Origin of the sequence: Dongia sp. (assembly GCF_041905885.1) — a bacterium.
Taxonomy (GTDB): domain Bacteria; phylum Pseudomonadota; class Alphaproteobacteria; order Dongiales; family Dongiaceae; genus Dongia.
Genome location: NZ_JAYRKD010000008.1, coordinates 1 through 20,050, shown reverse-complemented (window position 1 = coordinate 20,050; position 20,050 = coordinate 1). Strand labels below are relative to the sequence as shown.

The window sequence follows — 20,050 nt, the reverse complement described above, 5'->3', positions numbered from 1 at the left end:
GGTCCCCATCATGCCCGGAACCTCTTGTCGGCGGCGAGCCATTGATAGAGCGCCAGCAAGGCCGGCGCGCCCGGCGCATCGGTCACGTGGGTCGAGAAGCTCCACCCGGCATGGCGCGCCAGGGTGCGCAGCTCTTCGCGATGCGCGTCGAGCTTGTTGAGATACTGGTCGCGGATCGATTCGACCCGGCTCATCAGCAACTCGCCCTCGCGCTCCAGCCCCTTGAAGCGCACCCGGCCGAGGAACGGCATCGCCACCTCGGCGGGATCCAGCACCTGCAGCAGATGGCCGCGCACGTCGCGCGCCGCGAACCGCTCGATCAGCGCCCGGAATTCCTCGATCGGCTGCAGGAAGTCGCTGATCATCACCGCATGCGCATGCGCGGGCAGCAGCACCGGCGGCGGCAGGCTGCGCTCGGCATCGCTGTCGTTGGCATGGCTTTGCGCCACTTGCGTGCGGTGCTGCAGCCGGTCGGCGAGGCGCTCTGCGACGGCGCGGCCGGAGATCGGCGGCTCGGGATCGCCCAGCAGCGCGACGCGCTCGCCGGCACGCGCCAGCACGTTCGAAAGCGCCAGCAGCAATACCAGCGAACGCTCGGCCTTGGTCGGCAGGTCTTTCTTGCTGCCGTAGTCCATCGAGGGCGAGAGATCGCACCAGAGATAGACGGTCTGCGCCGCCGACCATTCCATCTGGCGGAGATAGATCTTGTCGGACTTCGCGGACTGCCGCCAATCGAGCCGCTTCAGCTCGTCGCCCGGGTAATAGGGACGGTGCTGCCAGAACACATCGCCGCTGCCGACCCGCCGCCGCCCGTGCACGCCCTGCGTGACGGTGGCGGCGATGCGTTCGGCCGCGATCAGGAGCGGCGGCAGCCGGCCGGCGATGGCCGCCGACTCCGCCTTTGCCCGATCTGCCGTGATCGCCACTGACATTGCTTCGAACCGGGCTGGCTCAGCCGAGCAGGGCGACGAGCTTGTCGATGACCGCCGCCAAGGTGACGCCTTCCGCGCGCGCGCTGTAGGTGAGCGCGATGCGATGTCTCAGCACGGGGTGGGCCAGCGCCACCACGTCGTCGATCGACGGGCTGAGGCGCCCCTGCAGCAGCGCGCGGGCGCGGGTCGCCAGCATCAGCGCCTGGCCGGCGCGCGGTCCCGGGCCCCAGGCGAGATGCTTGGTGACATCGGTCAACTCGCCTTCGCCGGAACGCCCGGCGCGCACCATCTTCAGGATCGCGTCCAGCACCTTATCGCCGACGGGAATGCGCCGGACGATGCGCTGCGCCTTCATGAGCTCGTCGCCGTTCATCACCGCCTGCGGCTCCTGGTCCATCGAGCCGGTGGTGACGATGAGCATCTGCCGCTCGGCCGCGAGCGCCGGATAGTCGACGTCGATCTGCAGCAGGAAGCGGTCGAGCTGCGCCTCGGGCAGCGGATAGGTGCCTTCCTGCTCCAGCGGGTTCTGGGTCGCGAGCACATGGAAAGGCTGCGGCAGCTGATGCGTCTGCCCGGCGACCGAGACCCGATGCTCCTGCATCGCCTGCAACAGCGCCGACTGGGTGCGCGGGCTGGCGCGGTTGATTTCGTCGGCCATCAGCAGCTGGCAGAAGACCGGGCCCGGAATGAAGCGGAAGGAACGGCGGCCGGATTCACCCTCTTCCAGCACTTCCGAGCCGATGATGTCTGCCGGCATCAGGTCGGGGGTGCATTGCACCCGGCGGGTGTCGAGGCCGAGCACGCGGCCGAGGCAATCCACCAGCTTGGTCTTGGCCAGGCCGGGGACGCCGATCAGCAGCACATGGCCGCCGGCCAGGATCGAGATCAGCGATTGCTCGACCGTCTGCTCTTGTCCGAAAATGACCTGGCCGATGTTGCGGCGCACCGCCTCCAGGCGTTTATGGATCTGCTCCATTTCGCCGGCGAGGTCGGGGCTCGGCTGCCCTGCGGCGCCGGATGCTAACGGGGTCGCGCCGATGCTATTCTCCGTGATCGCCACCTGGGACATCCTTGGCTGTTGAAGCTTTGATAATGCAGCGTAATCCTACATCCGGCGGCCTGTCCAATTGGTTATGCCGGGCCGCACACACGGACGGGTCGTCAGCCGGCGCGGGACGTTCCACCAACGCGCCGGATTTCTCCCAGTTGCCAAGCTGTGGGGACTTCGACATGCGAATCGCCCGCGACGGGACCTGGTTCTATCGGGGCTCGCCGATCGGCCGCAAACCGCTGGTGAAGCTATTCTCCACGGTATTGCGGCGGGAAAATGGCGAGTTCTGGCTGGTGACGCCGGTCGAACGCGGCCGCATCCTGGTTGATGACGCGCCCTTCGTCGCCGTCGAAGTCGACGCATCGGGTGAGGGACCGGAGCGCCGGCTCACCTTCCGGACGAATGTCGATGACATTGTGACAGCCGACGAGTCGCACCCGATTCGCGTCGATCACGATCCGGCGAGCGGCGGGCCGCGGCCTTATATTACGGTGCGCGACGGGCTGGAGGCACGGATCCTGCGCCCGGTCTATTATCACTTGGTCGAATGGGGGGAATTCCGCACCAGCGACGGCGCCGAGCAGCTCGGCGTCTGGAGCTGCGGTCGCTTCTTCCCGCTGGGGCGGATCGACGCCTAATATCCGTCATGCAACGCAGCGAAGTGATCCAGCGCCTCGGCCAGGCGGCCCCCGGCATCCGTTCCGCACCCGGCACCACGCCGCCGGCCCCGCGCGTCTTCGATCTCAAGGCAGAGGCGCAGCGCGGCGACCATGACCTCAACCCCGGCATGCACCCGGACCGCGCGCTGACCGCGGCGGCCGTTCTCGTTCCTTTGATCGATCGCCCGGACGGGCTGACGGTGCTGCTGACCAAGCGCACCGACCATCTCCACGACCATGCCGGCCAGGTGAGCTTCCCGGGCGGCCGGGTCGACCCGGAAGACCGCGACGCCGCCGCCGCCGCCTTGCGCGAGGCCAAGGAGGAGGTCGGCCTCGACCCACAGCGCGTCGATCTGGTGGGCCGGCTCGACACCTACGTGACCCGGACCGGATTCGCGGTCATCCCCTGGGTCGGCCTGGTGATGCCGCCGATCGCCCTGGTGCCCGATCCCTTCGAGGTCGCCGAGGTCTTCGAGGTGCCGCTGGGCTTCTTCCTCGACGCCGGCAACCGCCGCACCGAGAGCCGGGTCTGGCAGGGCGCCGAGCGCTTCTTCTACGTCTATCCCTGGCCCGGCTATTACATCTGGGGCGCGACCGCCGGAATGCTCAGCAACCTTGCCGAGGTGCTGCGCGCATCATGACCGCCACGCTCGGCACTTTCCCGCAGGACTGGATGACGACCGGCGCCGCGCGCCAGGTCTACCGGGCGCTGGAGCGCGCGGGCGGAACCCCGCGATTCGTCGGCGGCTGTGTGCGCGATGGATTGCTCGGTCGCAGGATCCGCGACATCGACATCGCAACGCCGCTGGAACCCGCCGCCGTCATCAAAGCCGCCGAAGCCGCGGGCCTCAAGCACGCGCCGACCGGCATCGACCACGGCACCGTCACGGTGATCGCCGAGCATACCGGCATCGAGGTCACCACCTTGCGCCGCGACGTCGAGACCTTCGGCCGCCATGCCACCGTCGCCTTCACCGACGACTGGCGCGAGGACGCAGGCCGGCGCGACCTCACCATGAACGCGCTCTCCGCCGATGCCGACGGCAAGGTCTACGACTACTTCGACGGCATCGCCGACCTGAAGGCCGGCCGCGTGCGTTTCGTCGGCGCGCCCGAGGACCGCATGCGCGAGGACTATCTGCGCATCCTGCGCTATTTCCGCTTCCACGCCGACTATGCTTCCGGCGATTTCGATCCGCCCGCGCTCGACGCGGCGCGCGCGTTGAAGGCGGAGCTCAAATCCCTCTCCGGCGAACGCCTGCGCCAGGAAACCCTGAAGCTGCTGGTGGCGCGGCGCGGTGTCGAGACCTGGCGCGCCATGCTGGCCGAGGGCATTGTCGCCGCCTTCCTGCCGCCGGGGACCACGATCGACCGCATGGCCAAGGTGGCGGCACTCGAATCCCGCTTGAAGGTGCCGCAGGATCCGGTGCGCCGGCTGGCGGCGCTCACCGTGACCGGCGCCGGCCCCGCGGTCGCCGAAACGCTGAAGCTCTCGAATGCCGAGCGTGATCGGGTGATCGCCGTCAGCGCCGCGCGCCCGGAATTCGCCATGGGCGATGCGCACCTGGTGCGGCGAGAGATCTACGACCTCGGCAACGCCCTGGCGCTCGACCTGCTGCTCACCGATTGGGCCGAGCCGGAAGTCGACGCCCGGCGCGCCTTCGAGATCGTGCGCGACTGGCCGCGCCCGGAACTGCCGGCGAAGGGCCGCGACGTCTCGGCACTCGGCGTGCCCGCCGGACCGGAGATCGGCCGCATCCTGAAGGAGCTGGAAGACTGGTGGATCGCCGGCGACTTCGCCCCCGATCGCGCGCAATGCATCGCGGAGCTGAAGCGCCGCATCGGGGGGAAGAGATGAAGAGGTTTCATTGGCTCGGCGTGCTTCTGCTGCTGATGCTGCCGGGCGTGGCGCTGGCGGAGGACAGCGTCATGAATCTCGGCGAAGCGAAGAGCCTGGTGGCCGCCGAATACCGACTCACGAAGGACGTGGTCTTCGACCCGGCGATCCAGAAGATCACCCTCATCACCGACAAGCGCCTCGCGCGCGCGCCGAAGCTCCCGCCGGATGAGGAGAAGTACAAGAAGTTCTACGAAGAGGCCGGCGTCTATATGGCCTATCCGCTGGATGTGAAGCTCAGCGCCGAGGACAAGGACTACCTGGTTCTGCGTTGCGATTCCGGCGGCAGCAACGATCCGCAATGCGTGCTCTCGGCCTCGCAGGATCCCGACACGCCGGGCACGGCGATCCCCGGCACCCTGTTCGTCATTCCGGGCGACGGTTGCGTCTACAGCGCCGGCCATACCAACAACCTGTTCTACGCCCGCGCGCTCACCTGCCGGAAGGACGGCAAACTGCAGCTGGTCGCCCAGCCCTTCGCCTATGCCGGCTTCCGATCGGCGGCGCTCCGTCCTTTGACGCTCTATGCGGACAAGCAGAAATCGGGCATCGTCGCCACGATCGACCAGGGCGGCTTCGTCGAGGTGCTGCTGCAGGACGGCGACTTCTTCCTGCTGCGCAACCGCTTCGGTCTCGTCGGCTGGGCGGCGCTGGAGCAGAGCCAGCAGGCGACCGACATCGAGGGCTTCTTCTACAACGGCGATTGAGGGAACGGTCTTGGCACACGATCTGCTGGGCGAACTCGAGAAGAAGATCCTCTGGCTCGCCGCCTGGACCATCCACAACGCCAACCACATCCGCGAGAACGAGGATGGGATGAAGGTCGGCGGGCATCAGGCCTCCTCGGCCTCGCTCGCGACCATCATGGCGGCGCTCTATTTCGAGGTGCTGCGCCCGGAGGACCGGGTCGCGGTGAAGCCGCATGCCTCGCCGATCTTCCACGCGATCCAGTACCTGCTCGGCAAACAGAGCCGCGAGAAGCTCGAGCACTTCCGCGGCTACAAGGGCGCGCAGAGCTATCCCTCGCGCACCAAGGACAGCGACGACGTCGACTTCTCCACCGGCTCGGTGGGCCTCGGCGTCGCGCAGACTCTCTTCTCCTCGATCGTGCAGGACTATGTGAAGGCCAAGGGCTGGGCAAAAGGCCGCCGCGAGGGCCGCATGATCGCGCTGGTCGGCGATGCCGAGCTCGACGAGGGCAATATCTTTGAGGCTTTGCTCGAAGGCTGGAAGCAGGGCCTCCGCAACACCTGGTGGATCGTCGATTACAATCGCCAGTCCCTCGATGCCAACGTGCGCGAGGGTCTCTGGCAGCGCTTCGAGGAGATCTTCAAGACCTTCGGCTGGGACGTCGTTATTCTCAAATACGGCACGCTGCTCGAAGCCGCTTTCCAGGAGCCCGGCGGCGAGCGCCTGCGCGAATGGATCGACCGCTGTCCGAACCAGCTCTATTCGGCGCTGACCTTCTAGGGCGGCGCCGGCTGGCGCAAACGCCTGGAGGACGAGCTCGGCGACCAGGGCGAGGTCACGCGCCTGATCGCCAAACGCTCCGACGCGGAGCTCGCGGCTTTGATGACCAATCTCGCCGGCCATGACCGGCCGAGCCTGCTCAGAGCCTTCGCCGAAGCCTCCAAGCATGATCGACCGACCTGCTTCATCGCCTACACCATCAAGGGCTTCGGCCTGCCCTTGGCCGGGCACAAGGACAACCATTCGGGCCTGATGACGCCGGCGCAGATGGAAAACTTCCGCACCGCCATGAACGTGCGCGAAGGCCATGAATGGGAGCGCTTCGAAGGCCTCACCGCCTCGCATGCGGCGTTGCAGGCCTATCTCGACCGCACGCCCTTCGCGCAGGGCGGCAACCGCCGGCTCAGCAGCGCCGCCGTGCCGGTGCCGGAATTCGCCATCGCCGCGCAGCCGGTGACCTCGACGCAGATGGGCTTCGGCCAGATCCTGAACGAGATCGGCCGCGCCGATTCCGCACTGGCGCAGCGCATCGTGACGACCTCGCCGGACGTGACCGTCTCGACCAATCTCGGTCCTTGGGTCAACCGCCGCGGCCTGTTCGCCCGAGCCAGCATGGCCGACACCTTCCGCGAGGAGCGCATCGCCTCGGCGCAGAAATGGGAGTTCGGGCCGTCGGGCCAGCATCTCGAGCTCGGCATCGCCGAGATGAATCTCTTCATCATGCTCTCGGCGCTCGGCCTCTCGCACAGCATCAACGGCGAGCGACTGATCCCGATCGGCACGCTTTACGATCCCTTCATCAGCCGCGGCCTCGATGCCTTGAACTATGCCTGCTACCAGGATGCGCGCTTCATCCTGGTGGCGACACCGTCCGGCGTCACCTTGGCGCCGGAAGGCGGCGCGCATCAGTCGATTGCAACGCCGCTGATCGGCTTGGCGCAGGATGGGCTCGCTGCCTTCGAGCCCGCCTTCGTCGATGAGCTCGCGGTCATCCTGAAATGGGCCTTCGCCTATATCCAGCGCGGCGGCGAGGGCGATCCCAACGAGCGCAACTGGCTGCGCGACGAGACCGGCGGCTCCATCTATCTCAGGCTGTCGACCCGCCAGATCGAGCAGCCCGCGCGCAAGATGACGCCGGAACTCGAGCGCGCGATCATCGACGGCGGCTACTGGCTGCGCGAGCCCGGGCCAAACTGCAGCGCGGTCATCGCCTATACCGGCGCGGTCGCGCCCGAAGCGATCGAAGCGGTCGGGTTGATGGGCGAGGCCTGGCGCGACATCGGCTTGCTCGCCATCACCTCCACCGATCGCCTGAACGCCGGCTGGTCGGCCGCGGTGCGGGCGCGCCAGCGTGGGCTCCGCCACGCCGAATCGCATATCGAGCGCCTGCTGAGGGGCGTGCCCTCCTACGCGGCCTTCGTCACCGTGATGGACGGACATCCGGCCACGCTCTCCTGGCTCGGCGGCGTCTATGGCCATCGCGTGCATCCGCTGGGCGTCGAGCATTTCGGCCAGACCGGAACCGTGGCCGATCTCTACCGTCATTTCGGCATCGATTCGGGCTCAATCCGAACCGCTGCGGAGCGGATTTCGAGCGATCAGAAGGCCCCGTTCAAGCTGGTTCGGTGACCCGATGCGGCAAAATCGCCGCAAAACTTCCTAAAATGCAAACGCTCACACCAAAATGTGAACAAGCCCATCGGGGAAGCGGAGTCAAGCCCTCCAATTCGCTTCTGGTGTAAGCCCGACGCGCTTTAAATTGACCTTCGTCAGGGGCGCGATCGATTCATCGATAAGGCGCTCTCATCTAAGGGTGAGTGGTGCGCCGCCCGCGTTCGGCCGCCGGTTTCAGCTGGAGACTGAGCATGGACAACGATCTGATTTTCGAAACCGAGACGAGCGATATGATGGCCGGCTCGGCCACCGGCGACAACCAGATCGCAGCCGTCCCATCCAGCGGGACTGAGCAGGGCGATGTCCTGACTCGTCCCTTCGACGCCGCCCAGGTTCTGATCCCCCAGGGCGAGAACATCGTCCGCGTCCCGGTGGCGCCGGGCGAGGTGGTGGAACTCCCGTTCCCGCCCGATGCGCAGTTCCTGGCCCGGATCGACAACGGCAATCTCGCGATCAAGGTCGGCGACGTCACCGTCATCCTGCAGGGCTATGTCGAAGCCGCCGGCCAGGCCGCGCCGGTGATCGAGGCCAATAACGGCCAGCCGCTCGACATCGCGACCATCCTCGCCTCGACCGATCCCAACATCGACATTCAGACCGCGGCCGGTCCGGCTGCCGGCCCGCAAGGGCAGGGCGCCGACAACACGGGCGGCATCCTCACGCAATTCGGCGAGGCCGGCGGCCTCGGCGGCTTCCAGGGCGCCGGCGCCCAGGACGGCACGGATGGGCTGGGCGGCGGCACGGTCGATCAGACCGGCACGCTGTTCAAGCTGTTCGGCCTCGCCGAGATCAATGCCACGCCGATCACCACCGACGACGCCTACAGCACCGACGAGGATGTGAAGCTGGTCGTGGCGGCCGGCACCGGCGTTCTGAGCAACGACAGCGACCCGGACGGCGACCCGCTGACGGTCACGGCCTTCACCCAGGGCGCGCATGGCAGTGTCGTCGTCAATGCCGACGGCAGCTTCACCTACACGCCGGACAAGGACTACAACGGCCCCGACAGCTTCACCTACGACGCCAGCGACGGCAAAGGCGGCACCACCACCGCGACCGTCAGCATCACCGTCAACCCGGTGAACGACGACCCGGTCGCCAATCCCGACAGCTATCTCGCGATCAAGGACACCAAGCTGGTCGTCACCGCTGCTGACGGGTTCACGAAAAACGACACGGATGTCGACGGCGATACCATCATCGCGACAACGATCACCCAGTCGCCCGCCCACGGCACGCTGAACGCCTACAGCGACGGCAGCTTCGACTACACGCCGAACGCCGGCTACTTCGGCCCCGACACCTTCAAGTACACGATCAGCGACGGCAACGGCGGCTTCAGCGAGGGGACAGTGACCCTCTATGTCGATGCCCCGCCGGAATGGACCACCGGCTTCTTCAAGACCAACTTCAACGAGGACACCCCCAACCACGGGGCGGAGCTGAACTGGGTCATCGCCGATCCCGATGACACCAAGTTCACGATCACGGTGGACCCGAACACGCTGCCCGAGGGCGTGAGCTATGACCCGGTCCTCAAGAAGCTGCAGTTCGACACCCTCGGCAAGTACGACTATCTCGCTCCCGGCGAGACGGCGAGCTTCACCATCAAGTTCACCATCACCGACGAGCATGGCGGCACCAGCGGCAAGGACGTGGTCCTGGAGATCACCGGCAAGGCCGATGCGGTGGATGCGGTCAATGACGTCATCCTCACCAATGTCGGCGCCAGCGCTGCCTTCAGCGTCCCGGAATGGGCGGTGCTGGCCAACGACAAGGATTCCAGCACCGAGGATGTGACGGACGCCACCACCGGCACCGGATACTCAACGCTTACCCATTTTTTCGGTGCGGGCCAAAACGGCAGCATCGAATTCTTGGACAATGCCACGCTTGGCGGCAGCTTCAACTACACCGTCAACGACGGCAGCAAGGCGGTCGCCACCGTCAACAACCAGGACGGCGGTGACCTCACCGGCACCGCGGCGCACGAGATCATCGTCAGCGGCGCCGCCGGCGACAAGATCGACGGCAAGGGCGGCAAGGACTTGATCTTCGGCGGCGACGGCGACGACACCGTGGTCTACCACAACGGCGACGTCGTGCAGGGCGGCGACGATTCGATCGTCAACAGCAACGACCTCGCCACCGCCGCCACCCGCGGTGACGTCCTCGTCAGCGACCACAACGTCAACTTCATCACCACCGACATCAAGCATTTCGACAGCATCGAGACCATCTCGGTCGCGGCGGCCGACGGCGGTGCGGGTGCGCAGAGCCTGACCATCGGCGCGGCGACGGTGATCGGGCTTTCCGACCACACCATCACGCCGGGCGGCCTGTTCACCAACGAGAAGGACGCGGTCCGCATCGACGGCGACGCCGTGGATCAACTCTATCTCTCGATCAGCAAGGACGGCGTGGGTACCGGCTGGGTCGATACCGGCCTCGACGTGAACGGCTACAGCGTTTACGCCCACGAGACGACCAACGGCAACGCCGGCACGGCCGATGCCTATGTGATGGTCTCGAACGCCATCCCGACGGCCAACGTCCACCTGAACGCGGACGCGCCGTAAGGCACGCGTCATCGGTCGATCGATTGCAGATCCCCGCGCCCCGGCGCGGGGATTTTGCTTTGCGTGCGGTCGCGCATTTCGCCGCGCGCTGACCTTCCAGCATTAACTACGATGCGACGATGATCTCTGCCGGCGCGGGCGTATCCTCGTGCTGGCAGGAGAGGGATCGGGAGGCGTCAATGAGCGACCGGGTCGCAAAACCCTCGAGCGAACAACCGATCGCGGTGGTCTTCCCGCCCGACGAAACGGTCGTCCGCGTGCCGGTCGAGGCCGGCGACACCGTGATCCTGCCGTTCGGTCCCGAGGTTATGCTGGAAGCGAAGGAAGGCTCCGGCAACCTGGCCTTCCGGGGTCATGGCGACACCGTCATCCTCCAGGGCTTCGCCAAGGCCGTGGAAGATCTCGACCATCCGGTCATCGTCGAGACCAGCGACGGCAAGCCGCTCGACGTCGCCCTGGTGCTGGCAATGACCGACCCGAACCTCGGCGTGCAAGTTTGCGGATACGTTCCCGAGCCACCGGTTTTCTACGGCGGCGGCGGAATCTACCAGCCGTTCGAAGGCGGCGTGACCTTACATGAGCTGGCTGCAATCGGCCGTCAGGACGATACAGCTGGGCTGCTCGCGGCAGCGGGCACGGGGCAATAGGGGGCGCCGATGGAATGTAACCACTACAACTTGGCCGAACACTCAGCGGATCACGTCATTCGCATTCCCCTTCCGGAGCAGCCGCCAATAGCCTGTGTCCCGGTCGAGGCCGGCGATACCGTCATTCTGCCTTTCGACGATACCGAAGAGATGTGGATGGTGGATGTCGGCGGCTACCTCGTCATCGTTGAGGATGGCGCCACAATATTCCTTAAAGGATTTTTTCAGGTGCTTGATGATGCCGGGAATCTGACCGTCCATGTGGCCGAGCGGGACGGAACGCCGATCGACGTGCCGGTCCGGCTGGCTGCGACCGACCCGAACATCGACATCACCCCTTAATCGCAGGGGCTAGGGCCAGATCACCTCGGGTGGCAGCGACATCAGGATCGCTTCCGTGTTGCCGCCGGTCTTCAGGCCGAACAACGTGCCGCGGTCGTAGATCAGGTTGAACTCGACATAGCGGCCGCGCTTGACCAGGAGCGCGCGGCGCTGCTCCGGCGTCCAGCGCTCGTGCATATGCCGGCGGACGATCTTCGGATAGATATCGAGGAAGGCCTCGCCGACCGCCCCGGTCAGGCCCATGTCGGCTTTCCAGTCACCGGTGTTGATGTTGTCGTAGAAGATCCCGCCGACCCCGCGCGCCTCCTCGCGATGCGGCAGGTAGAAATACTCGTCGCACCATTTCTTGAAGCGCGGATAGTCGCCGGCCGGACTTTGCCTGCAGGCAGCCTCCAGCGCTGCATGAAAAGCCGCGGTGTCTTCCGCGTCGGGAAAGGTCGGCGTCAGATCGGCGCCGCCGCCGAACCAGGCGGTCGAGGTCACGATGTGCCGCGTGTTCATATGCACCGCCGGCACCAGCGGCGAATGCATATGCGCAACCAGGCTGATGCCGCTCGCCCAGAACTTCCCGTCGCCGGCGGCGCCCCGGATCGACTTCCGGAACTCCGGGCTGAAGGTGCCGTGCACGGTCGAGATGTTGACGCCGACCTTCTCGAACACCCGGCCGCGCATGATCGACATCTCGCCGCCACCGCCGTCCCCAGGGCCTTCGCCCGCTTCCGGGTCGGGCCGCGTCCATTCCTTGCGCTCGAACCGCCCCGCCGGGCGATCGCTCCCGATGAGCTCGTCCTCGACCTGCTCGAACGCTGCGCAGATGCCGTCCCGCAGCGCGCGAAACCAAGCCGCCGCCTGTTCGCGGTGATCCGTCGGGTAATCGCTCATGATGCCCTGCGCGCGGTCTTCGATTCGCTCAATTGCCGCACCGCTTCGCCGGTGACGATCGCCGCCGCCATGGCGACGTTGAGGCTGCGCAGGCCCGGCCGCATCGGGATGACCAGCCTTGCGTCGGCGGCCGCGGCCACCTCGGCGGGGACGCCGCTGCTCTCCCGGCCGACCAGCAGCGTATCCTCGGGGCCGAAGGCGAAATCGGTATAGGCGCGCTCGCCCTTGGTGGTCAGCAGCACCAGCTTTCCGCGCGGATCGTTTCGCGACTCGAGATAGGCCCCCCAGGAGGCATGCCGGGCGATCTCCACCTGGTCGATATAGTCCATGCCCGCCCTCCGCATCCGCTTGTCGTCGAAGACGAAGCCGGCCGGCAGGATGACATCGACGCCAAGCCCGAAACAGGCGGCCAGCCGCAGTATGGCGCCGGTGTTTTGTGGGATATCCGGCTGGTAGAGGGCGAGCCGCATCGGGGGTCCTTGTTGGGCGTTTCGGGGCTGCGACACCCGGCGTAAGGGGGAGAATGCCGTGCTTTGCAACCCGTCGGATTTCCTTTATACCCATGCCCGGGATCGGCGGGGAAGCGACCGGTTCCGCCTGCCTGAGTGGTTGATTTTGCTAGTGAATTATGCGGCGCTTTGTCGCAATTCCCGCGGCCATCCGGCGGTCGGACCGATGTTATAACCCTTGTAGATCTTTGGGTTTTACAAGCCCGCACCGGTCGGCGTTCCGCCGTCATCGGCGAAGCGGGTTCGGGACGAGGGCAGTGCATATGGCGGATCACGCGCAATCGGCGCAAGGCGCGGGTGGTACGCGCCGCGACTTCCTCTATCTGATGTCGGCATCGGCGGCGGCCTTCGGTGGCCTTGCGGTCGCCTGGCCATTCATCAGCAGCTTGAACCCGTCCGGCGACGTGCTGGCCCTCAGCTCGATCGAGGTCGATATCTCCGGCGTCCAGCTCGGCCAGGCGATCACCGTGAAGTGGCGCGGCAAGCCGGTCTTCATCCGCCACCGCACCCCGGAAGAAATCGAAGCCGCGAAGAAGGACGACCCCGAGGTCGACCCCGCCAACCCGAAGACCATCCTTTCCAACCCGGCCGGCCTCAAGGATCCGCAGACCGATGCCAGCCGCGTCCAGAAGCCGGAATGGCTGATCCTGGTCGGCGTCTGCACCCACCTCGGCTGCGTGCCGCTCGGGCAGAAGCCTTCGGACCCGAAGGGCGAGTTCGGCGGCTGGTACTGCCCCTGCCACGGCTCGCAATACGACACCTCGGGCCGCATCCGGAAGGGCCCCGCGCCGCTCGACCTCGAGGTGCCGCTCTACGCGTTCACCAACGACACCAACGTGAAGATCGGCTGAGGGGACAGCGAACATGGCCGCCGTTTTCAAGAACCCCGTCATTCGCTGGATCGACCATCGCCTGCCGGTCTTCTCCTACCTGCAGCACGAGGCGAACGACTACCCGACCCCGAAGAACCTCAGCTACTGGTGGAATTTCGGCTCGATCGCCGGCTTCATGCTGATGGTGATGATCGCCACCGGCATCTTCCTCGCCATGCAGTACACGCCGCATGTTGACCATGCCTTCAACTCGGTCGAGCGCATCATGCGCGACGTCAACTATGGATGGATGCTGCGCTACCTCCATATGAACGGCGCCTCGATGTTCTTCATCGCGGTCTATATCCACATCTTCCGCGGCCTCTACTACGGATCCTTCAAGGCGCCGCGCGAACTCTTGTGGATCATCGGCGTGCTGATCCTGCTCTTGATGATGGCGACCGCCTTCATGGGCTACGTGCTGCCCTGGGGCCAGATGAGCTTCTGGGGCGCCACCGTCATCACCAACCTGTTCTCGGCGCTGCCCGTGGTCGGCGGCAAGATCGTGACGCTGCTCTGGGGCGGCTTCTCGGTCGATAACCCGACCTTGAACCGCTTCTTCTCGCTGCACTACCTGCTGCCCTTCGTGATCCTGGGCGTGGTGGTGATCCACATCATCGCGCTGCACCGCTTCGGCTCGAACAACCCGACCGGCATCGACATGAAGGGTCCGCAGGACTCGATCCCGTTCCACCCGTACTACACGGTGAAGGACATGTACGGGCTCGGCATCTTCATGCTGTTCTATGCCTTCTGGGTGTTCTTCGCGCCGGTGGCGCTCGGCGATCCCGACAACTTCATCCCGGCCAATCCGCTGTCGACGCCGGAGCACATCGTGCCGGAATGGTACTTCCTGCCGTTCTACGCGATCCTGCGCTCGATCCCGGACAAGCTCACCGGCGTGCTCGCCATGGGTGCCTCGATCGCCGTGCTGTTCATCCTGCCTTGGCTCGACCGCTCGCCGGTCCGATCGGGCGCCTACCGCCCGGCCTTCAAGCGCTTCTTCTGGACCCTGGTCTTCGTCTGCGCGATCCTGATGTTCTGCGGCAAGTACGCGCCCGCCAACTATTGGCTGCCGTTCGAGTTCACGATCGTTCCGCCGGAAGAGCTGATCAAGGGCACCGGCCTCGAATCGGTCGATGCGCTCTGGCCGGTCAACTTCGCCGGCGGGCATTTCGGCATCCAGATCATCTTCCTGGGCCAGCTCGGCACGCTCTACTACTTCGGCTTCTTCCTGGTGATCCTGCCGCTGCTCTCGATCTTCGAGCGGACGCTGCCGCTGCCGCTCTCGATCAGCAAGGCGGTGCTGGAAGGCGACAGCAAGGGCGCGATGCAGAAGCCGGCGACGGAGAAGGCCTAAGACCATGAAAAAGCGTTCCATCCTTCTCAACGGCATGGCCATCGTCAGCGCGGTGGTCGCCGTCCTCTTCATCGCCGCGGCGCCGCATGAGGAAGTCCACATCCCGAAAGAGGAGTGGTCGTTCCAGGGCTTCTTCGGCAAGTTCAAGCAGGACGAGCTGAAGGCCGGCTTCCAGGTCTACAAGGACGTCTGCTCGGCCTGCCATTCGATGAACCTGATGTCCTACCGCAACCTGGAGCAGATCGGCTTCACCGCGGACGAGGTGAAGGAGATCGCCGCCTCGGTCCAGGTGACCGACGGCCCGAACGAGGCGGGCGAGATGTTCGAACGCGCGGGCAAGGCCAGCGACGCCTTCAAGGCGCCGTTCCCGAACGAGCAGGCGGCCCGCGCGGCCAACAACGGCGCGCTGCCGCCGGATCTCTCGCTGATCGCGCGCTCGCGCGGCGGCAAGGGCTTCCTCGGCTATGAAGGCGCGGACTACATCCACGCCATCCTGACCGGCTACGTCGAGCCGCCCGCCGGCTTCAAGCTCGGCGAGGGCATGAACTACAACGAATACTTCCGCGGCCACCAGATCGCGATGCCGCAGCCCTTGAGCGGCGACGAGCTGGAGAAGCAGTCCCACGACGTCGCCGTCTTCCTGACCTGGGCCGGCGAGCCCAATCTGGAATCGCGGCACCTCACCGGCTTGAAGGCGGTGTTGTTCCTGGTCGTGTTCACGCTGCTGTTCTACGCGGTGAAGCGCAAGGTCTGGTCGAAAATCCACTGACCGGCCGGCGTGGTCCGTGCCCATGATCCAACCGCCCCCGATGCCTCATAGCACCGGGGGCGGTTCCATTTCGGGGGAAGCATGAAGTTCGATCATGCCGCTGAAGCCATCACCGGTATCGATCACACGCTGGTCGGCGTGCGCGATCTCGAGGCGGCCCGCGGCGTCTGGGAGACGCTCGGCTTCACGTGCACCCCGCGCGGCCGCCATATCGGCTGGGGCACCGGCAACTACTGCATCATGCTGGAGAGCGGCTATATCGAGCTCCTCGGCGTCGTCGATCCCAGCCAGTTCCTGAACAACCTCGACGTCTTCCTGAAGAAGCGCGAAGGCCTGATGGGCCTTGCCTTCGGCACCGACAACCCGCGACAATGCGCCGAGGCGCTGAAGGATTCCGGCGTCGTGTTCGAGGGCCCGAAGGGCCTGAAACGCAAGCTGGAGCTGCCCGAGGGCGAGGTCCTGCCGGAATTCGAGCTGCTCTACCTCGACCGCGAGGCAACGCCCAGCCTCAACGCCTTCGTCACCCATCACCTGACGCCGGAGCTGATCCGCCGCCCGGAATGGCTGCGCCACGCCAACCGCGCGCGGCGGCTGATCTCGGTCACCATCGTGACCGAGGATCCGGTCCGCACTGTGATCGGCTACCTGCCGCTGTTCGGCCCGGACCGGATCCAGGTCTCCGACGCGATGACCGTGGTCGATACCGGCGCCGGCGCCTTGCGCTTCGTGACGCCGAAGTCGCTGAAGACGCTCTACGACGCGCTGCTGCCGCTGCCCGAGCATGCGACGCCCTGGGTCGCCGCGATGAAGATCGAGGTCGCCGACAAGGCCCGCTGCCGCGACTTCCTCAAGGACCGCCACGTCCCGGTCGAGAAGACCGGCAAGGGCTGCCTGGTTCCCCCGGAAGTCGCCAACGGCTGCATCATCGAGTTCGTGCAGTTGTGAGCGACCACTACAACCAGCCGGAGCTCGCCGCCCTCTACGACGACGAGAATGTCTGGGACGCGAGCTCGGACTTCTACCGCGACCTCGCCTTGCGCAGCGGCGCGAAGACTCTGCTGGACCTCGGCTGCGGCACCGGCCTGCTCACGCGCGGCATCGTTGAGGCGATCGACGGCAGCGGGGTCGGCATCGATCCGGCGACACCCATGCTCGAGGTCGCGCGCCGCAAGACCCGCGGCGAACGCGTCGAATGGCTGGAGGGCGACGCGCGCAGCGTCAGGCTCGACCGGGAATTCGACCTCATCATCATGACCGGGAATGCCTTCCAGGCCTTCCTCACCGAGGCCGACCAGGTCGCCTTGTTCCGCACCGCCGCCGCGCATCTCGCACCCGGCGGCCGCTTCGCCTTCGAGAGCCGCAACCCGGCCAAGCAGGAATGGCGGGAATGGGTGCCGGGTCCGGCCTCCTTCCGCGTGCAGGAAACCGTCGCCTACGGTCCGGTCGAGATCTGGAACGATGCCCGGATGAATGCCGATCGCATCCTCGATGTCGAAGAGCACTACCGCATCCTCGGCAGCGGCAAGAGCCTGCGCTCGGACTTCCGCCTGCGCTTCTCCTCGCCCGAGGAAATCTGGGACGCGATGATGCCGGCCGGCCTCGCGGTCGAGCATTGCTATGGCGACTACGATTGCCAGCCCTTCACCCCGGCGGCGCGCGAGATCGTCATCGTCGCGCGACTCATCGCCTAGATCGGGTCGAACTGCGAGACCGAGGAGCTGGTGATCCGGCAGCGTGACGCCGCAACGGTCTTTTCGACCGCCGCCTGGACCTCGCGCACCGTCTCGTCCTCGACGGCGTCATTGGCCTTGTGCACCGCGATGAAGAGTTCCTGGCCGTATGTCGACATCCGGACGTCCACCGGTTGGGGGCCGTACCAGAAGGAAGACGGCGCCTTGTTGGGCACGCGGATGTTGAGGATGAGGCTCTCTGCGTCGTCCTGGAAGGACTGGACCGGCTGGCCGACCAGCCGGGAAATGCCTTCGGCGTCCCGTTGCAGCTCGGCCCGGAGTTCCAGGTCGGTCATCGGCGGACAGGCGATGTGGTTCTGGACGCTGTAGACGTTGCCGAGAACGCTGCAACCGGGGAGCGGGCCGGCGCAAAGCGCCAGCATCATCATCGTTCTGCAGATCCGGCCTATCATGCGCACCAGGGGAAAAGACTGTGGCCCATCGGCGAAGCGAGTATGCTGGACCAAGCGCCGCGAACCAAGGACCAAGCCATGATCACCGGCCGCTGCCAATGCGGCGCAGTCCGCTATGAGCACAGCGGCACGCCGACCGCCGTCTATGTCTGCCACTGCCGGGAATGCCGCCGGCAATCCGCCTCAGCCTTCGGCATATCGGTCGAGCTGCCGCGGGTCGGACTGAACGTGATCCAGGGCGTGCCGAGGTTCTGGACTCGCGACACCGACAGCGGCAAGCGGCTGGTCTGCGCCTTCTGCCCCGACTGTGGTTCCCGGCTCTGGCACCGGCCGGAGAGCGGCGCCGACTGGCTGACCCTGAAGGGCGGTTCGCTCGATACGCCGCCCGACCTCTCCCAGGCGATCCACATCTGGACCTCGCGCAAGCTTCCCGGCGTAGTCATCCCGGAAGGCGCCCAGCAGTTTCCGGAAGAGCCGGTCTAGAACAGCGCCGGCAAGGCCGCGACCAGGATCGAGGCGCCGAAGGCGATGTTCATTCCTCGCTCGATCCGCGGCGGCAGGGTGGCGCGGTGCAGCAGCGCCCCCAGCAGCACCCAGGCCATGTCGACCACCAGGATCACGCCGACGACGATGGCCCATTTCAGTGCCGCGTCGGCTGAGGCGCCGCCGCCGATCAGGGTGGTCGAGGCCATCAGCGAGGCGAAGGCGAGATAGGCCTTGGGATTGGTGATGCCGAGGAAGAAGCCGCCGGCCGCGGAGGCGGAGATGCCGGCATTTCCCGCCGCGGCGACCGGCGCCGTGCCGATCTTCCAGGCGAGCCAGACCAGGTAGAGCACCGCCGCGATCGACGCCGCCTTCAGCAGCACGGGGAAGGCGGCCAGCAGCGAGAACAAGCCGGCGGCGCTCAATCCCGCCGCCAAGGCCAAGCCGACCTGCAGCCCGGCGTAATAGCGCAGCCCCGCGCGCAAGCCGCCGCCGCGCGTCACCGCGAGCAAAGCCGCGATGCCGGGACCCGGCGAGCCCAGCAAGGCCACCGCCGCCAGCAGGAAAAGACCGATCGCCGTCCAGTTCATCGCAAGCCCCCTATGAAATGCCGGGCTTGAATAGCGCCGCGATCTCCATTAGAAAATCGAATTGTTCTGAACGATCCCATTATGGATCCTAATATGGAAACCTTGCGCGACATCGACGTGCGGCTGCTGCGCGCCTTCGTGGCGGTGGCCGATACCGGGCGCATGACCACCGCCGCCCGGGTGGTGAACCTGAGCCAGGGCGCGGTCAGCCAGCAGATCAAGCGGCTGGAGACCCTGTTCGACTGCCTCCTGTTCCGGCGCGACGCTGACCTCATGCGTCTCACGCGAGAAGGGGAACGCCTGATGGTGCGGGCTCAGCGCCTGATTGCGCTCAACGACGAGATCGTCAACGAGATGCGCGCTGCGGAATTCTCCGGCGAGGTGCGCCTCGGCGTGCCGCATGACCTGGTCGCCATGCTGATGCCGCCGATCCTGCGGGTCTTCCGCCAGGCCAACCCCAATGTGCTGGTCACCCTGGTCAGCGACACCAGCAAGAGCCTCGCCGCCCAACTGCTCGACGGCGAGATCGACCTGACGCTGCTCACGGAATCGAAGCTCGGCGCCCGCGATCACCGGCTACTGACCGATCGCCTGGTCTGGGTCGGCGCCAAGGGCGGCGACGCGCAGAGCCGGCGCCCGCTCCCGGTGGCACTCGGCAACGAGACCTGCGCCTTTCGCACCTCGGCGGTGCAGGCGCTGACCAAGGCCGGGATCGAATGGCGGGCGATCTGCCAGGTCGGCAGTTTGGAGCCGGTCTTCGCCACGCTCGAAGCCGACATGGCGATCGCCGCCTTCCTCTCGCGCACCGTGCCGGAGCGGCTCGACGTGATCGACGACGGCAGCTTGCCCAAGCTCTCGCAGCACCTGATCAGCCTCAGGACCTCGCCCAGCGGCATGAGCCCTGTGGCCCAGGAACTGGCCCGCCACATCCGCGAAGGCTTCGAGCGGCGGTATACTTAGACAAGACTAGGTTCTGTACTCATAAAGGGGATTCCCGCGAAGTCGGGATTGTGATTCAAACTCCCTAGACGAAAGGGAGTTTGGTCATGGCTCGCTTTGATTTGTCAGACCGGGAGTGGTCGATCATCGCGCCGTTGCTGCCGAACAAGCCGCGCGGCGTGCCACGGCAGGACGATCGCCGGATCCTGAATGGCATCTTCTACATCTTGCGGACCGGTTCACCGTGGCGGG

Annotated in this window: 21 protein-coding genes and 1 pseudogene; 16 read left to right on the top strand and 6 right to left on the bottom strand. The window is 66.2% G+C overall.

Annotated elements, in window-relative coordinates; translation table 11 throughout:
- Positions 1-8: 8 nt before the first annotated feature.
- Together ACH2CY_RS10220 and ACH2CY_RS10215 are read right to left on the bottom strand one after the other, a co-directional pair.
- Entirely contained in the window at positions 9-932 is a 924-nt protein-coding gene (locus ACH2CY_RS10220; protein ID WP_395018693.1) for a DUF58 domain-containing protein, read from the bottom strand.
- Positions 933-951: 19 nt separating this feature from the next.
- Complete coding sequence (locus ACH2CY_RS10215; protein ID WP_395018692.1) at positions 952-2,001, bottom strand: AAA family ATPase; 1,050 nt, start codon at positions 1,999-2,001, stop codon at positions 952-954.
- Between the two features lie 161 nt (positions 2,002-2,162).
- Here ACH2CY_RS10215 and ACH2CY_RS10210 point away from each other — a divergent pair, with 161 nt between their 5' ends.
- The 8 genes and pseudogenes from ACH2CY_RS10210 to ACH2CY_RS10175 all read left to right on the top strand — a co-directional run bounded on the left by ACH2CY_RS10210 (position 2,163) and on the right by ACH2CY_RS10175 (position 11,251).
- Positions 2,163-2,621, top strand: coding sequence for a DUF1285 domain-containing protein (locus tag ACH2CY_RS10210; RefSeq protein WP_395018690.1), 459 nt, complete (start codon positions 2,163-2,165; stop codon positions 2,619-2,621).
- Between the two features lie 8 nt (positions 2,622-2,629).
- The gene (locus ACH2CY_RS10205) at positions 2,630-3,283 is read left to right on the top strand and encodes a CoA pyrophosphatase (protein WP_395018688.1); all 654 of its coding nucleotides are present in this window, start codon (positions 2,630-2,632) and stop codon (positions 3,281-3,283) included.
- Positions 3,280-4,500, top strand: coding sequence for a CCA tRNA nucleotidyltransferase (locus ACH2CY_RS10200; RefSeq protein ID WP_395018687.1), 1,221 nt, complete (start codon positions 3,280-3,282; stop codon positions 4,498-4,500). The genes ACH2CY_RS10205 and ACH2CY_RS10200 overlap by 4 nt, the downstream gene beginning before the upstream one ends.
- On the top strand, positions 4,497-5,246 hold the full coding sequence (locus ACH2CY_RS10195; protein ID WP_395018685.1) for a hypothetical protein: 750 nt from the start codon (positions 4,497-4,499) through the stop codon (positions 5,244-5,246). Before ACH2CY_RS10200 ends, ACH2CY_RS10195 begins: the two co-directional genes overlap by 4 nt.
- Before the next feature lie 22 nt (positions 5,247-5,268).
- Positions 5,269-7,638, top strand: a pseudogene (locus tag ACH2CY_RS10190) (transketolase).
- A gap of 236 nt (positions 7,639-7,874) precedes the next feature.
- Positions 7,875-10,262, top strand: coding sequence for a cadherin-like domain-containing protein (locus ACH2CY_RS10185; RefSeq protein WP_395018683.1), 2,388 nt, complete (start codon positions 7,875-7,877; stop codon positions 10,260-10,262).
- 179 nt (positions 10,263-10,441) lie between these two features.
- Positions 10,442-10,909 (top strand): hypothetical protein, encoded by a 468-nt coding sequence (locus ACH2CY_RS10180; protein ID WP_395018681.1) that lies wholly within the window; start codon positions 10,442-10,444, stop codon positions 10,907-10,909.
- A gap of 9 nt (positions 10,910-10,918) precedes the next feature.
- Positions 10,919-11,251: a hypothetical protein gene (locus ACH2CY_RS10175; RefSeq protein ID WP_395018679.1), complete on the top strand. Its 333-nt coding sequence runs from the start codon at positions 10,919-10,921 to the stop codon at positions 11,249-11,251.
- Positions 11,252-11,260: 9 nt separating this feature from the next.
- Here ACH2CY_RS10175 and hemF read toward each other — a convergent pair whose 3' ends face one another.
- Together hemF and ACH2CY_RS10165 are read right to left on the bottom strand one after the other, a co-directional pair.
- A complete protein-coding gene (gene hemF / locus ACH2CY_RS10170; RefSeq protein ID WP_395018677.1) occupies positions 11,261-12,133 on the bottom strand; it encodes an oxygen-dependent coproporphyrinogen oxidase in 873 nt (290 codons plus the stop codon).
- A complete protein-coding gene (locus ACH2CY_RS10165) occupies positions 12,130-12,603 on the bottom strand; it encodes a tRNA (cytidine(34)-2'-O)-methyltransferase (protein WP_395018675.1) in 474 nt (157 codons plus the stop codon). The genes hemF and ACH2CY_RS10165 overlap by 4 nt, the downstream gene beginning before the upstream one ends.
- A gap of 302 nt (positions 12,604-12,905) precedes the next feature.
- Here ACH2CY_RS10165 and petA point away from each other — a divergent pair, with 302 nt between their 5' ends.
- From petA to ACH2CY_RS10140, 5 genes are all read left to right on the top strand, one after another.
- Positions 12,906-13,493, top strand: coding sequence for a ubiquinol-cytochrome c reductase iron-sulfur subunit (petA, locus tag ACH2CY_RS10160; protein WP_395018673.1), 588 nt, complete (start codon positions 12,906-12,908; stop codon positions 13,491-13,493).
- A 13-nt stretch (positions 13,494-13,506) separates the two neighbouring features.
- Positions 13,507-14,874, top strand: a complete 1,368-nt coding sequence (locus ACH2CY_RS10155) for a cytochrome bc complex cytochrome b subunit (RefSeq protein WP_395018672.1) — start codon at positions 13,507-13,509, stop codon at positions 14,872-14,874.
- A gap of 4 nt (positions 14,875-14,878) precedes the next feature.
- Positions 14,879-15,643, top strand: a complete 765-nt coding sequence (locus ACH2CY_RS10150; protein WP_395018670.1) for a cytochrome c1 — start codon at positions 14,879-14,881, stop codon at positions 15,641-15,643.
- 81 nt (positions 15,644-15,724) lie between these two features.
- Positions 15,725-16,588: a VOC family protein gene (locus ACH2CY_RS10145; RefSeq protein WP_395018668.1), complete on the top strand. Its 864-nt coding sequence runs from the start codon at positions 15,725-15,727 to the stop codon at positions 16,586-16,588.
- On the top strand, positions 16,585-17,334 hold the full coding sequence (locus tag ACH2CY_RS10140) for a class I SAM-dependent methyltransferase (RefSeq protein ID WP_395018666.1): 750 nt from the start codon (positions 16,585-16,587) through the stop codon (positions 17,332-17,334). Before ACH2CY_RS10145 ends, ACH2CY_RS10140 begins: the two co-directional genes overlap by 4 nt.
- Here the strand turns inward: ACH2CY_RS10140 and ACH2CY_RS10135 are convergent.
- A complete protein-coding gene (locus ACH2CY_RS10135) occupies positions 17,331-17,762 on the bottom strand; it encodes a hypothetical protein (protein WP_395018665.1) in 432 nt (143 codons plus the stop codon). The two genes, ACH2CY_RS10140 and ACH2CY_RS10135, sit on opposite strands and share 4 nt — an antisense overlap.
- Before the next feature lie 66 nt (positions 17,763-17,828).
- Between ACH2CY_RS10135 and ACH2CY_RS10130 the strand changes: the two genes are divergently transcribed.
- On the top strand, positions 17,829-18,269 hold the full coding sequence (locus ACH2CY_RS10130; RefSeq protein ID WP_395018663.1) for a GFA family protein: 441 nt from the start codon (positions 17,829-17,831) through the stop codon (positions 18,267-18,269).
- Here the strand turns inward: ACH2CY_RS10130 and ACH2CY_RS10125 are convergent.
- Positions 18,266-18,859 (bottom strand): LysE family translocator, encoded by a 594-nt coding sequence (locus ACH2CY_RS10125; RefSeq protein WP_395018662.1) that lies wholly within the window; start codon positions 18,857-18,859, stop codon positions 18,266-18,268. The genes ACH2CY_RS10130 and ACH2CY_RS10125 overlap by 4 nt on opposite strands.
- 93 nt (positions 18,860-18,952) lie before the next feature.
- On the opposite strand from ACH2CY_RS10125, the gene ACH2CY_RS10120 reads away from it, so the two are divergent.
- Both ACH2CY_RS10120 and ACH2CY_RS10115 read left to right on the top strand, forming a co-directional pair.
- Positions 18,953-19,819, top strand: coding sequence for a LysR family transcriptional regulator (locus ACH2CY_RS10120; RefSeq protein ID WP_395018660.1), 867 nt, complete (start codon positions 18,953-18,955; stop codon positions 19,817-19,819).
- Between the two features lie 86 nt (positions 19,820-19,905).
- A partial coding sequence (locus tag ACH2CY_RS10115; RefSeq protein ID WP_395019029.1) for a transposase occupies positions 19,906-20,050 on the top strand: 145 nt, incomplete at its 3' end.